Annotated in this window: 11 protein-coding genes; 8 read left to right on the forward strand and 3 right to left on the reverse strand. The window is 65.4% G+C overall.

Translation table 11 applies throughout. The features are described from left to right. Positions 1–202: 202 nt before the first annotated feature. Entirely contained in the window at positions 203–1765 is a 1563-nt protein-coding gene (locus tag J8I29_RS28190; RefSeq protein ID WP_209434199.1) for a trimethylamine methyltransferase family protein, read from the reverse strand. Between the two features lie 258 nt (positions 1766–2023). Between J8I29_RS28190 and J8I29_RS28195 the strand changes: the two genes are divergently transcribed. The 4 genes from J8I29_RS28195 to J8I29_RS28210 all read left to right on the forward strand — a co-directional run bounded on the left by J8I29_RS28195 (position 2024) and on the right by J8I29_RS28210 (position 5374). Then, positions 2024–2563: a DUF308 domain-containing protein gene (locus tag J8I29_RS28195; RefSeq protein WP_209434200.1), complete on the forward strand. Its 540-nt coding sequence runs from the start codon at positions 2024–2026 to the stop codon at positions 2561–2563. Between the two features lie 16 nt (positions 2564–2579). Then, entirely contained in the window at positions 2580–3191 is a 612-nt protein-coding gene (locus J8I29_RS28200; protein ID WP_209434201.1) for a dienelactone hydrolase family protein, read from the forward strand. Between the two features lie 222 nt (positions 3192–3413). Then, the gene (locus J8I29_RS28205; protein WP_209434202.1) at positions 3414–3884 is read left to right on the forward strand and encodes a carboxymuconolactone decarboxylase family protein; all 471 of its coding nucleotides are present in this window, start codon (positions 3414–3416) and stop codon (positions 3882–3884) included. 257 nt (positions 3885–4141) lie between these two features. After that, positions 4142–5374, forward strand: a complete 1233-nt coding sequence (locus tag J8I29_RS28210; RefSeq protein ID WP_209434203.1) for an MFS transporter — start codon at positions 4142–4144, stop codon at positions 5372–5374. A gap of 20 nt (positions 5375–5394) precedes the next feature. Here the strand turns inward: J8I29_RS28210 and J8I29_RS28215 are convergent, their stop codons facing one another. Together J8I29_RS28215 and J8I29_RS28220 are read right to left on the reverse strand one after the other, a co-directional pair. Further along, complete coding sequence (locus J8I29_RS28215) at positions 5395–6969, reverse strand: acetolactate synthase large subunit (protein WP_245197454.1); 1575 nt, start codon at positions 6967–6969, stop codon at positions 5395–5397. Positions 6970–7166: 197 nt separating this feature from the next. Further along, a complete protein-coding gene (locus J8I29_RS28220; RefSeq protein ID WP_105864155.1) occupies positions 7167–7484 on the reverse strand; it encodes an SH3 domain-containing protein in 318 nt (105 codons plus the stop codon). A 503-nt stretch (positions 7485–7987) separates the two neighbouring features. Between J8I29_RS28220 and J8I29_RS28225 the strand changes: the two genes are divergently transcribed. The 4 genes from J8I29_RS28225 (at position 7988) to J8I29_RS28240 (ending at position 13538) form a co-directional block, all read left to right on the forward strand. Continuing rightward, positions 7988–10549: an FAD-dependent oxidoreductase gene (locus J8I29_RS28225; protein WP_209434204.1), complete on the forward strand. Its 2562-nt coding sequence runs from the start codon at positions 7988–7990 to the stop codon at positions 10547–10549. A gap of 235 nt (positions 10550–10784) precedes the next feature. After that, complete coding sequence (locus J8I29_RS28230) at positions 10785–11567, forward strand: metallophosphoesterase family protein (RefSeq protein ID WP_209434205.1); 783 nt, start codon at positions 10785–10787, stop codon at positions 11565–11567. A 199-nt stretch (positions 11568–11766) separates the two neighbouring features. Continuing rightward, positions 11767–12489 (forward strand): metallophosphoesterase, encoded by a 723-nt coding sequence (locus J8I29_RS28235; RefSeq protein WP_209434206.1) that lies wholly within the window; start codon positions 11767–11769, stop codon positions 12487–12489. 131 nt (positions 12490–12620) lie between these two features. Further along, positions 12621–13538 (forward strand): hypothetical protein, encoded by a 918-nt coding sequence (locus tag J8I29_RS28240; RefSeq protein ID WP_348536192.1) that lies wholly within the window; start codon positions 12621–12623, stop codon positions 13536–13538.

The following is a 13538-nucleotide window of genomic DNA, read 5'->3' on the forward strand; positions in this document are numbered from 1 at the left end:
GGCCGCGCTCGTCGGCTCGCGATCGCGCACCGCCAACGGCAAAGCCCCTTGAACGCGACTACTTCACGGGAGACTAATTCCTTGTTTTGACGCGTTTTCTTAATCGAAAAGTCTATCAACTGTTCTGGAAAACGCTCTAGGAGGCGAAGCCGGATCGGCGCGCCCATCCCTCTCCTGGCCGGGACAGGGATGGGCAGGCACTTCAGTAATTCGCGTCCGGCATCGAGGCCTTCTTGCGTTCGATGAAATCGCGCAGGGCCTCGTCCTTGCCGGGGTCGATGGCGGGCGCCTCGTAATCGGCCAGCGTCTTCTTCCAGATCTTGTTGGCGCGCTGGGCGGCGTCCTGCTTGCCCTCGGCTTCCCACTGCTCCACCGAATTGTTGTCGGAGATGGTGGAGCGGTAGAAGGCGGTCTCGAAATTGGCCTGGGTGTGGGCGCAGCCGAGGAAGTGGCCGCCCGGCTCGACCTGGCGGAAGGCGTCCATGGCCTGGCCGTTCTCGGACATGTCGACGCCCTTGGCCAGCACATGCATGGCGCCGAGCTGGTCGAAATCCATCACGAACTTCTCGTAGGAGGCGGAGAGACCGCCTTCGAGCCAGCCGGCCGAATGCAGCATGAAGTTCACGCCGCCGAACATCGCCGGGATCAGCGTGTTGGCGCTCTCATAGGCGGCCTGGGCGTCCGGGATCTTGGAGGCGCAGAGCGAGCCGCCGGAGCGGAAGGGCAGCTTCATGCGGCGGGCGAGCTGGCCCGCGCCGTAGATGGCGAGCGCGGCCTCCGGCGTGCCGAAGGTCGGCGCGCCCGACTGCATCGAGAGCGTGGAGACGAAGGTGCCGAAGATGGCGGGCGCGCCGGGACGCACTAACTGCAGGAAGGAGACGCCGGCCAGCACCTCGGCCAGCACCTGCGTGAGCGTTCCGGCCACCGTCACCGGGCTCATGGCGCCGGAGAGGATGAAGGGCGTGATGATGCAGGCCTGGTTGTTCTGGGCGTAGACGTCGGCCGCCCCCAGCATGGTGTTGTCCCACACCATCGGCGAATTGGCGTTGATCAGGCTGGTGCACACCGTGTTCTGCTGGATGAACTCCTCACCGAACAGGATCTTGGCCATGTCGACCGTGTCCTGGGCGCGTTCGGGGGCCGTGACCGAGCCCATGAACGGCTTGTCCGAGAGGCGCATATGCGCATAGATCATCTCGAGATGGCGCTTGTTCACCGGCAGGTCGACCGGCTCGCACACCGTGCCGCCCGAATGGTGCACATAAGGATTGGCATAGGCCAGCTTCACGAAATTGCGGAAGTCCTCGATGGTGCCGTAGCGCCGGCCCTTGTCGAGGTCGTGCACGAAGGGCGAGCCGTAATTGGGCGCGAACACCGTGTTGTTGCCGCCGATGACGACATTGCGCTCGGGATTGCGGGCATGCTGGGTGTATTGCGAGGGGGCGGTCTGGATCAGCTTGCGGGCAAGGCCGCGCGGGAAGCGCACGCGCTCGCCCTTGATGTCGCAGCCGGCCGCCTTGAGCAGTTCGAGAGCGCGCGGATATTCGCGAAACTCGATGCCGACTTCCTCCAGCAGCGTTTCGGCATTGTGCTCGATGATCTGCATCGCCTCTTCGGAGAGCACCTCCGTGAGGGGGATGTTGCGGCTGATATAGGGCACCGAGGTGCCGCCGCGCTGCACGCGGGCGGCCCGGCGGGCATCACGCCCGCGGCGCGAGGCGGACGGAGCTTCGGTATGCGTGGCGTTGTCGGCTGCGTCCGTCATGGCGTTCTCCCGAGAATTCTGGACCTCAGACTTGAATAGGGGAATGCGTCGCCCGCCTGCGGCTTAAGCGCGCCGCCGAATTGCCGGAAAGCGACGTGTGCGGCGGAGGCAGGATATTGCAGGCGGCTGCCGGAGGGCCGGCGACCGGCCGGGACAGGCCGAAGGGCCGTCGAAACCATATTGCCGTCGAACGCTCGAATCCAGCGGCGGCAATGCTATGTTGCCTTCCGTTCTTGAACGGTGGAACGGGAGACGACGATGGAAGTTCTGCAGCGGTCCTGGCCCTGGTTCGTCATTCTCGGCGTGATCGCGGTGATCGGCGGCATTCTGGCGCTGATCCATCCCGGCTTCGCCTCGCTGGTGGTGGTGGTCTGGGCCGCCTGGGCCTTCATCGTGCTCGGCGTGGGTCAATTGGTGCATGCCACGGTGATCCGGGCGTGGGGCGGCTTCCTGATGACGGCGCTCATGGGCATTCTGGCGCTGCTGCTCGGAGCCTCCCTGCTGCTCAATCCCCTGGCCGGCGTGGTCTCGCTGACGGCTTTGCTGGGGGCGATGTTCCTGGTCTACGGCCTTGCCAAGGTGATCGTGGCCTTCAATATCCGCTCCTCCGCCAATTGGACCTGGTTGCTGCTCTCGGGCCTGATTTCCATTCTGCTGGCGGTGCTGATCTTCTCGGACTTCCAGCAATCGGCCTCCTCGCTGCTCGGCATTCTGCTCGGCGTCGAGCTCCTGTTCTATGGCTTCGCCTTGCTGATGACCGGCATGGCGCTGCGCAGCAGGGCGGGCGGGAGCCGCTGAGATTGCCGGGTGCGCCGTGACTGATCCGGTAACTCACGGCCTGGTCATTCTGCTGCACGGTGTTGCCGCCTTCGGTTATGATCTCGATCCGCTGGCGGGTGTGCTGCGGCGCTCCCTGCCTCATGCCGCCGTGATCGCGCCGGATGCGCCCTTTGCCTATGAGCGGGGACCGGGCCGGCAATGGTACAGCCTGGAAGGCGTCACGCCGGAAAACCGGCTGGCGCGTATCGCCGCCGCGAGGCCGGCCTTCGATGCGTTGATCCGCTCCCTCGTTGACGCACACGGACTGGCGGACCGGCTGGACCGGGTCGCTCTGGTCGGCTTCTCGCAGGGGGCGACCCTGGCCTTCGATGCCGTGGCCCGCGGACGCTGGCCCGTGGGGGCCCTGGTCCTGCTCTCAGGCCGCTTCGTCGCCCCCGAGCCGTTCACGCCCGCCCTGGCGACGCCGGTGCTGCTGGTGCATGGCAGCGCCGACGAAGCGGTGCCGTCCGAGGAAACCCGGCGGGCCCGCGCCATGCTGCAGGAGGCCGCCATGACGGTGGAAAGCCATATAGTGCGCGGCGTCGGCCACACCATTTCGCCGACGGGCATGAAACTGACACGCCGATTTCTGCGGGAAAGGCTATAGCGTTTTGCGATTAGACGGAGTCACCAAGAATCGCAAAGACGCGTCAGAACAATGAGTTAGAGCAAATTAGCGTTCACGCTTGAACGCGCTTTGCTCTAGGCGAGGCGGGTGGGGTGGTCGCCTGATGGCTGTCGGTCCACGGCGCCGATAAAACGGAGCTGAATGTCACAAACCCGGATCCTGGCTCGTCATGCCCTCGGTATCAACCGAGGAGACCGACCAATGACCGCCAAGCTCAATCCTCTTGCCGCCGCTCCTGCCCTGATGAAGGAGTGGCAGCGCCTTTCCTTCGTTATCGCCGCCAATATCGATCCGGGCCTGTGCGAACTCGTCGAGATCCGCGCCTCCCAGATCAATGGCTGCGCCAATTGCCTCAACATGCACACGGTGTTCGCCCGCGAAAACGGCGAAAACGAGCAGCGTATCTATCTGCTTCCGGCCTGGCGCGACGCGCCTTGTTACAGTGATCGCGAGCGGGCTGCGCTCGGCTGGACCGAGGCCCTGACGCGGCTTAGCGAAGGGCACACGCATGAAGCGGCCTACGAGGCCTTGAAGGCGCATTTCAGCGAGGAGGAGCGGGTCAAGCTCACTTTGCTGATCAATGTCATCAATGGCTGGAACCGGATCGCAGTCGGTTTCGGCGGCTGGGTCGATCCGGCGAAGGTAAAATCGGCCAAGGCGGCCGCTGCCTGAACAAGGCAGCGAGGCCGAGCTCCCGGCCGGCACTGTGTCGTCATTGCGAGCGAAGCGAAGCAATCTAGACATCATAAGGCTCGATGCTTGCGTCTCCTGGATTGCTTCGCTTCGCTCGCAATGACACATCGCGAACCGCGAGCTGCAACAACAGGTGTTTCGCCAAGAACGGACATTGTTCCAGACTTTGCCTAGGGGATCTTGCCCCGAATCCGCTGTCTTCCTACAAGAAGACCCTTCTTCCTGCGGTTCCGGATATGCCAGATCTCTCTCTTTCGCGCGCAGGCGCCTTCCGTCACGGCGGTTTCGCGCGCTATTGGCTGGCGCGCTTCCTCGGCAGCTTCTCGGCCCAGATCATCGGGGTTTCCGTCGGCTGGCAGGTCTATGACCTCACGCGCGATCCCTTCGATCTCGGCATCGTCGGCCTGGTGCAGTTCCTGCCGGCCTTCCTTCTGGTGCTGGTCACCGGCGCGGTGGCGGACCGTTTCAACCGCGTCCGCATCATGGCGCTCTGCCTTGCGGGCGAGGCGCTGTGTGCCCTTGCTTTGATGCTGTTCGGCCTGTGGGGAAGCCAGACGGCCGTGCCGATCTTCATCACCTTGGTGGCGTTCGGCACGCTCAGGGCCTTCTTCGGCCCGGCCCAGCAATCGCTGATGCCCAATCTGGTGCCGGCCGAGGATCTCGCCAGTGCCATCGCCTGGAGCACCTCGTCCTGGCAGATCGCCACGGTGATCGGCCCGGTCGCCGGTGGCCTGCTCTATGGCTTGTCGGCCAACACGGCCTATAGCACGGCGCTGGTGCTGCTCGGCTTCGCCACCTTTCTCACCATAACCATCGCACCGCCGCCGCAATTGAAAACGGCCAAGGAAAAGCCGAGCTTCGAGACGCTCGTGGCCGGCTTTCGCTACATCTGGCACGAGAAGATCGTGCTCGGCGCCATCTCGCTCGATCTCTTTGCCATGCTGCTCGGCGGCGCCACGGCTCTGCTGCCGGTCTACGCCCGCGACATTCTCGATGTCGGCCCCTGGGGGCTCGGCATGCTCCGGGCCGCGCCCGGCATCGGCGCCATCGTGGTGGCGGCGATCCTGCTGCGCCACCCGATCAAGGACCATGCCGGCGCGGTGATGTTCGCCTGCGTGGCGCTGGTCGGTGCCTGCATAGCTCTGTTCGGTGCTTCGACGGCGGTCTGGCTCTCCATCCTGGCGCTTGCGCTCTTCGGCGGGCTCGACATGGTGAGCGTCTATGTGCGCGAGACTCTGATCCAGCTCTGGACCCCGGATGCGGTGCGCGGCCGGGTGAACGCGGTCAACCAGGTCTTCGTCGGCGCATCCAACGAGCTCGGCGAGTTCCGTGCCGGCATCTCCGCCGGGCTGATCGGCGCGGTGCCGGCCGTGATCTTCGGGGGCATCGCCACCATCGCCGTGGCCGGCCTGTGGTGGTACTGGTTCCCCGAACTGCGCAAGGTGCGGCATCTGAGCGGGCGAGTGTAGCGGGGCATACCCAATCCTGCTTACAGCACCGCCTCGATCAGTCTCGGGCCCCGCTGGCCCATCGCGGCCTTGAAAGCATCCGCCAGGGCGGCATGGCTTTCCGCCCTGACAGCCTCCACGCCCATCCCCTCCGCAAGCTTCACCCAATCGAGATCGGGATTGCCGATATCGAACATCGACTGGCCGCGCGGGCCGACGCTGCCGAGGCCGACCCCCGCGACCTCGTCCATCAGCACCTTGTAGGCCCGGTTGGCATAGATCAGCGTGGTGACGTCGAGCTTTTCGCGCGCCTGCGTCCACAGGGACTGCAGCGTGTACATGGCGCTGCCGTCGGCCTGCAGCGACACCACTTTGCGATCGGGGCAGGCGATGGCGGCGCCGGTGGCCACCGGCATGCCGTCGCCGATCGCTCCGCCCGAAAGCTGCAGGCTGTCATGCGGCGCGGCCGTCTCGTTCAGCGGGTAGAAGGGAAAGCCCGAGGAGATCGTCTCGTCGGAAATGATGGCGTTCTCCGGCAGGAAATGGCCGGCGATGCGCATGATGCCCTCCGCCGTGACGGGACCGTCGGCGGGAAGGGCGGGCGGTTCGTGCGGGGAGGCCCTGCCGGGTGCGCTTGCACCGATCGCCTCGGCCAGGGCCTCGAGGGCGCCGGTGCCATCCTCATGCGGAAAGGCGAGGACGAGCGGCCGGCAACCGGGCGGCGTCAACTCGCTCGGCTGCCCGGGATAGGCGAAGAAGGCGATCGGTGCCTGCGCCCCGACCAGGATCAGGGTCTGCGTGCCCTCCAGGAACTCGATCGCCGGTCCGGGGCGGTAGGGCAGCCTTTCCACGCGAATGCGCCCGGCGCCGCGCTCGACCCGGGGCACGAAGGTGTCGCAGATCAGCCGTGCCCCGGTCTTGGCCGCGATGCGGCCGGCTGCCGCGAGCGCGCGACCGCGCAGGGCCTCGCCGCGCAGCAGGAAGGCGACTGGGCCGCCGGCCCTGAGGGCTGCCACCGACTGCGCCACGGCGCTGTCGGAGACGGACGCAGGACCGAGGACGGGCAGCGGCGCGGCCGGCCTGTCGGCGGCGAGCCAGGCGGTGTCGGCCGGCAGGATCAGGCTGGCGATCTGGCCGGGCGCGTTGCGGGCGGCCTGCACGGCGCGGGCGGCATCGGCGGCGACGCTGCGGGCGTTGGGCGAGGAATGCACCCAATGCGAGACCGGGCGGGCGAAAGCGGCGACATCCGAGGTCAGTGGTGCGTCGAAACCATGATGCGCCGAAGCATGGTCGCCGATGATGTTGACCATCGGCACCGGCACCTTGCGGGCATTGTGGAGATTGGCGAGGCCATTGGCGAGGCCCGGGCCGAGATGCAGCAATGTTGCGGCCGGCTTGCCGGTCATCCGGGCATAGCCATCCGCCGCGCCGGTGACCACGCCCTCGAACAGGCCGAGCACCGGCCGCATGCCCTCGATGCGGTCGAGCGCATCGACGAAATGCATTTCCGAAGTGCCGGGATTGGCAAAGCAGACCTCGACGCCGCTATCGACCAGCGTGCGCACCAGGCTTTCGGCGCCATTCATGCTGTTGGTGGCGGGGAGGGGCTGATGCATCGCTGATAACCGCAGGTGAGGTGGGCCGAAACAGTTCACCCTTAGAGCAAAACGCGTTCAAACGTGAACGCTTATTTGCTCTAACTCTTTGTTTCGGCGGGTCTTTGCGATTCCTGGCGAAGTCATTGAATTGCAAGCCGCTTTGGGCCCAAACAGTGCGACACCTCAGGCATAATGGTGTCGCGCTTTTTTGACGCTCAGCCGCAGTCCTTGGCGATCAGCGGCGAGAAGGCCCAGCCTTGGATGCCCTTGCTGAAGCCGTCCTGTTGCAGGCGCGAATCGCCGCGCCACCAGGTGACTTCGACCCATTTGCCCTGCCGCCCCTGGCCATATTGCACTTCGTCCTCGGGCTTCATGCGGGCGATCAGGCGATGCTGCGGGCCCGGGCCGGCCCGCAGGGCGACGAAGCCATCCGGTGTCTTGCGCAGATGGCACAATTCCATGGCGGAGGCGGTGCCCGGCAGGAAGCAGGCGAGGCAGACGGCGAGCAGCGGCGGACGAAGGGATCGATTCATGATGGGGTCCAATGCCGTGGGTGCCCGACAAAGCCACGGGCAGCGGGATACCGCCGTGACGGCGCGCACAGGACAGGGTTCTTCCTTCTCCCATTGTGGGAGAAGGTGCCCCAAAGGGGCGGATGAGGGGTCTCGCGACTGACTTTTCTGATGCTCATTCGCAAGCACGACCTGGATTGGCTGTAAGACCCCTCATCCGCCTGCCGGCACCTCTAGTCAACTCAAGGGAGTTGACGACACCCGCAAGGGGAGAAGGGAATGGCTTGGCTTGCGATCAGCGTCGGCAACACGGATTTCTCGCGACGTCGTTTTCTGGCCATGTCCCGGCCCATATGCGACATCGTTCCGGCGTGTCTTCTATAGAGCTAGTCGGCAACGGGATGGCATCGGTGCCGCTTCCTGCGGTGATGGTCGCGCGGCCTTGCGAGAAGGTCGCACTGAGGCAGCAACCGTGGCGGCTTAGGCGCTAAGGTCCCCCGCAACGCATCCGGAGTCGCAGGCAAATGGCAGTGTTTCCAAAAAAGGCGAAGGTCGTCATCGTCGGGTTGGGCGGGATCGTCGGCGCGTCGATCGCCCATCATTTGATCGAGCGGGGCTGGGACGACATCGTCGGCATCGACAAGTCGGGCATCCCGACCGATATCGGCTCCACCGCTCATGCTTCCGACTTCTGCTATGCCACCAGCCACGACTTCCTGTCCTGCTGGACCACGCTCTATTCTATCGATTTCTACGAGAAGATGGGCCATTACGCCCGCGTCGGCGGCCTCGAAGTGGCGCGCGTGGGCGACGACGCCCGCATGGACGAGATCAAGCGCAAGGTCGCTTCCGGCAAGGCCTTCGGCACCCGCGCCCGCTTGATCGAGCCGGCCGAGATCAAGGAGAAGTTCCCGCTGATCGAGGAGCATCTGGTGCAGGGCGGCCTGTGGGACCCCGACGCCGGCCTCGTCATTCCGCGCTCGCAGACGGTGGCGGGCAAGCTCGTCGACCAGGCCGAAGCCGCCGGCAAGCTCCAGGCCTTCGCCAACACGCCTGCCACTTCGCTCGTCATCGAGAATGGCCGCATCAAGGGCGTGGTCACCAGCCGCGGCACCATCGAGGCCGATCATGTCGTGGTCTGCGCCGGCCTGTGGGGCCGCCTGATCGCCGAGATGGCCGGCGAAGACCTGCCGGTCATGCCGGTCGACCACCCGCTCACCTTTTTCGGCCCCTATAACGAATTCGCCGGCACCGGTAAGGAAATCGGCTGGCCGCTGCTGCGCGACCAGGGCAACTCGGCCTATATGCGCGACACCGGCGATCCGACCACCGCGGAAGGCGGCCAGATCGAATGGGGCTATTACGAAGAGACCAATCCGCGCCTGTGCCATCCGCGCGACCTTCTCGAAAAGCACGAGGCGCGCCTCTCGCCCTCGCAGCGCGACCTCGACATGGAGCAGATCATGGCGCCGCTCGAACGCGCCATGGAGTTGACGCCGATCCTCGGTGAACTCGGCTTCAACGAAGGCCACTCCTTCAACGGCCTCCTGCAGGTCACCACCGATGGCGGCCCCTCCATGGGCGAAAGCCAGAAGGTGCGCGGCCTGTGGTATGCCGTGGCCATCTGGGTCAAGGACGGCCCCGGCATGGGCAAGCTGATCGCCGACTGGATGACTGACGGCCGCACGCCGATCGACCACAACAAGATCGACTATGCCCGCTTCTCCCCGCACATGCTGAAGGAAGACTTCATCGAGGGGCGTTGCGGCGAGGCGGCCCGCAAGATCTACAATCCGGCCGTGCATCCGCGCGAGCCCTACGACACCGGCCGCAACATCCGGCGCTCGCCCTTCTATGAGCGCGAGAAGGAGCTCGGCGGCTATTTCATGGAGCTCGGCGGCTGGGAGCGCGCCCATGGTTATGCCGCCAACGAGCATCTCCTCGAGAAATACGGCAACCGCGTGCCGGTGCGCGAGAACGAATGGGACAACCGCCATTTCTGGCGCGTCTCCAATGCCGAACAGCTCGCCATGAGCGAGGATTGCGGCATCATCAACCTCTCGCACTTCGCCATGATCGATGTCGAAGGCCCCGACCATGTCGCGCTGATGGAGTGGGTCTGCGCCGCCAAGATCGGCGGTGACGCCAATGTCGGCAAGGGCATCTACACCCACTTCCTCGACGAGGACGGCATGGTGCGGGCCGACCTCACCGTGTTCCGCATGGCCGACCGCTGCCGCGTGGTCGACGGTGCCGATGCCGGCCCGCGCGACCTCAACTATCTGCGCCGCGTCGCCCAGGACAAGGGCTTCGACGTCACCATCACCGATACATCTGAGAAATACGTCACCATCGGCATTTGGGGCCCGAATGCCCGCGTCAATCTGAAGAAGGTGGTGGAAGACCCGGCCGGACTCGATCCGGAGAACTTCCCCTTCGCCGCCATCAAGCCGATCCGCATCGGCGGCAAGGACGTTTCCGCCTTCCGCATCTCCTATGTCGGCGAGCAGGGCTGGGAGCTGCATATGCGCTACGAGGATGGCCTCGCGGTCTGGGACGCGCTGCGCTCCACCGGGGTGATCGCCGTCGGCGTGGAGACCTACGCCAATTCCCGCCGCATGGAAAAGAGCCTGCGCCTGCAGAACGCCGAGCTCAACACCGAGTACAACCTGATCGAAACCGATCTCCAGCGCCCCAAGGTCAAGGAGGCCGATTTCTGCGGCAAGGCCAAGCATCTGGAGCATCGCGCCCGCCCGCATCAGCCGGCCATGCTGTGCACGCTGGTGATCACGGACAATGTCGACGCCAAGGGTGTCGCCCGCTATCCCGTCGGCATCCTGCCGGTGATTGACCCGGCGACCGGCGAGACGCTGGTCGACGAACTCGGCCGGCGTTCCTACACCTATTCGATCGCCTATGGGCCCACCATCGGCAAGAACATCGCGCTCGCCTATCTGCCGCATGCCTATGCTCAGGAAGGCCGCAAGCTCGAAGTCGAATATTTCGGCGAGACCTACCCGGTCGAGGTGGCAGGGGTCGGCTACAAGCCGCTCTACGACCCCGAGAACCTGAAGCCGCGAAGCTGAGGGAACCCATCCTCAGCGAAAATGGCGCGATTTCCTTCTCCCCTTGCGGGTGTCGTCAACTCTCTTGAGTTGACGACACCCGCAAGGGGAGAAGGCTACAAGTGCCCCGCCGTCGGGCGCCATCCCGAGTTCTCCACGTCACAATTGCCCGCTCTTGTTGACGTTTGGGGCGGGCACGCGGAAGTAGGAGGTCTCATTCCCTGACCCTCTCCCGGCACGGGCGAGGGAGTCCGCCATGCCCAAGAAACCGATAGCAAAACCGATCGTCAAACCAACGGCCAAGAAGAAGATCGAGCGCTTTCCCGAGCCGCCCAGCATGCCGCCCGGGACCTCCGTCATCGCCGTCGGCGACATCCACGGAAGGCTCGACCTGCTGGAGCCGCTGCTCGTGCGCATCGAGAGGCGTGCCTCGCTGCTGCCGGGCCTTCGGCATGTCGTGGTCAGCGTCGGCGACCTCATCGACCGCGGCCCCGATTCCGCCGGCGTGATCGAACGGCTGATGAACGGCGTGCGAGGCTGCGAACTCAACGTGCTGCTCGGCAATCACGAGGATGCCCTGCTGGGCTTTCTCGACGACAAGCCGATCGGCGATGCCTGGCGCAGCTTCTTCGGCGCCGACGCCTTCCTGCAGAGCTACGGCATCGCCAGCCGGCAGAACTACAAGGTGGAGAAGACACCGGACCGCCTGCGCCAGGACATGCTCGCGGCCATACCGCAGGCCCATCTCGATTTCCTGCGCGGCCTGCCCACCTCCTACAGCATCGGCGACTATTTCTTCGCCCATGCCGGCGTGCGTCCCGGCGTGCCGCTGGATGAGCAGGACGACCGCGACCTCGTCTGGATCCGCGAGGAATTCCTGCATTCCAAGCAGCGTTTCGAGAAGAAGATCGTCCACGGCCACACGCCGGTCCGCAAGCCGGACTTCAACCGCAACCGCATCAATCTAGACACCAAGGCCTATGCCTCCGGCGTGCTGACGGCGGTGCGGTTCGAGGGCATCGAGGCCGCGGTGTTCTGAGCGGCTGGAAGGCCGCCCTCTCTTCGAATGCAGTGTTTCCGAGAGCGGACGGGACGTCCGCGGTCCCAGGGGCAACGTTTCCCGCGCGACCTGGCAAGGCTTGCTCGGGAACCTCCGAGGCTGGGACCGCGGACGTCTCGTCCGCCTCTTGCCGCCCGGCCCACGACCCCCTTATTGTATTGCATGGAGGGAGCGCATCATGGGGCCATTCCATCTGCCCGCTATCCCCGACGACATCAGCGTCATCGCCTTCGGCGACGTGCATGGCTGCTACGACAAGCTGGAAATCCTGCTCGAAAAGATTGAAGAACGCCTGGCCGCTTTGCCGGAGCGGCGGCACATCGTTGTCTCCGTCGGCGATCTCGTCGATCGCGGCCCGGATTCGGCCCGGGTGGTCGAACGGCTGGCCGCCGGCCTGCCGGGCTGCGAACTCGTGGTGCTCAAGGGCAATCACGAGGCGATGATGCTCGAATTCATCCGCGGCGGCGAGGATGCCGAGGCCTGGCTGCACAATGGTGGCCTGCGCACGCTGGCGAGCTACGGCATCGATCTAGAGCGGACCCTGGCCGAAGGCCCGACGCTTCATGGCCTGCGCCGCGCCTTTCTCGACGCAATACCGGAACATCATCTCGCCTTCCTGGCGAAGATGCCGCTCAGCTATGCCTGCGGCGATTATTTCTTCGTGCATGCCGGTGTTCGCCCCGGCCGTCCCCCCGACCGCCAGGACGAGGAGGACCTCCTGTGGATCCGCAACGAGTTCCTCGACTGGGACGGCGATTTCGGCAAACGCATCGTGCATGGCCACACGCCGGTCGACATCGCGACCTTCAAGCCCAACCGCATCAATCTCGACACCGGCGCCTGTTTCGGCGGCCCCCTGACCGCCGTGCTGCTGGAGGGGACGGAGGCGACGATTTTTTGAATTGGGCTGCCTGAAGCACTTCACTTGTTGAAACCTTTGATCAAAAGCTGCGGCTTGCTTGCTCCGGGCGGCTGCAACTGCGACTGCTTTGAGCCAGACGCCCTCCTGTCCCTAGCCCGGAGAAACCGATCGTGCCGCCAGAGACCGGCAATCTCGTCACCGCCGACCTGATCGCCGTGCTGGTGGCGGTCTCCGCGGGGCGGCCGCGGGTGATGACGGTGCAGGACGGCCGGGGCCTGCCCTCGGGGCCCTTCGAGGCCGGCCATCGTTCGCTGCAGACCGGGTTGCGCGCCTGGGTGGAAGGCCAGACCGGCCATCCTCTCGGTTATGTCGAACAGCTCTATACCTTCGCCGACAAGGATCGCGGGGCGGGGGATATGCAGCGGGCGATCTCGATCTCCTATCTTGGCTTGACCCGGGAAAATGCAGGCCAAGGCGAAGAGACCGGCTGGCGCGACTGGTACGAGTATTTTCCCTGGGAGGATCATCGTGCCGGCCCGCCGAGCTTTTTCCAGGCCGGCATCGTCGCGCCGCTGAAAGCCTGGGCCGGGGCGGCCGACAGCGCAGCCCTGCGCGAGATGCGTTCCCAGCGTGTGCAGATCACTTTCGGGCTGGAAGGCTTTGCCTGGAACGAGGAACTCGTGCTGCAGCGCTACGAACTGCTTTATGAGGCCGGGCTGGTGCCGGAAGCCGCCGTGAGCAGTACGCCCCCCGTGCCCGGCAGGCCGATGCACGCCGACCATCGCCGCATCCTCGCCACCGGCATCGCCCGGCTCAGGGCCAAGATCAAATATCGCCCGGTGGTGTTCGAATTGCTGCCCGCCACTTTCACCCTGCTGCAGCTCCAGCGCAGCGTCGAGGCCCTGGCCGGGCGCCTGGTGCACAAGCAGAATTTCCGCCGCCTGATCGAGCAGCAGGAACTGGTCGAAGAGACCGGCGCCATGGCCGCCGAGACCATCGGGCGTCCGGCCAAGCTGTTCCGCTTCCGCCAGGCCGTGCTGGCCGAACGCGTGGCAGCCGGCACCAAGCTGCCGCTGGCGCGGGGGTAG

It is taken from the genome of Labrys sp. LIt4, assembly GCF_017813775.1.
Taxonomy (GTDB): domain Bacteria; phylum Pseudomonadota; class Alphaproteobacteria; order Rhizobiales; family Labraceae; genus Labrys; species Labrys okinawensis_A.

What these genes read in the sequence shown, in the direction of transcription:
- J8I29_RS28220 (WP_105864155.1), bottom strand. Translation starts at nt 7,484, where the DNA reads ATGAATCGATCCCTTCGTCCGCCGCTGCTCGCCGTCTGCCTCGCCTGC.
- J8I29_RS28235 (WP_209434206.1), top strand. Translation starts at nt 11,767, where the DNA reads ATGGGGCCATTCCATCTGCCCGCTATCCCCGACGACATCAGCGTCATC.
- J8I29_RS28205 (WP_209434202.1), top strand. Translation starts at nt 3,414, where the DNA reads ATGACCGCCAAGCTCAATCCTCTTGCCGCCGCTCCTGCCCTGATGAAG.
- J8I29_RS28190 (WP_209434199.1), bottom strand. Translation starts at nt 1,765, where the DNA reads ATGACGGACGCAGCCGACAACGCCACGCATACCGAAGCTCCGTCCGCC.
- J8I29_RS28195 (WP_209434200.1), top strand. Translation starts at nt 2,024, where the DNA reads ATGGAAGTTCTGCAGCGGTCCTGGCCCTGGTTCGTCATTCTCGGCGTG.
- J8I29_RS28215 (WP_245197454.1), bottom strand. Translation starts at nt 6,969, where the DNA reads ATGCATCAGCCCCTCCCCGCCACCAACAGCATGAATGGCGCCGAAAGC.
- J8I29_RS28225 (WP_209434204.1), top strand. Translation starts at nt 7,988, where the DNA reads ATGGCAGTGTTTCCAAAAAAGGCGAAGGTCGTCATCGTCGGGTTGGGC.
- J8I29_RS28230 (WP_209434205.1), top strand. Translation starts at nt 10,785, where the DNA reads ATGCCCAAGAAACCGATAGCAAAACCGATCGTCAAACCAACGGCCAAG.
- J8I29_RS28210 (WP_209434203.1), top strand. Translation starts at nt 4,142, where the DNA reads ATGCCAGATCTCTCTCTTTCGCGCGCAGGCGCCTTCCGTCACGGCGGT.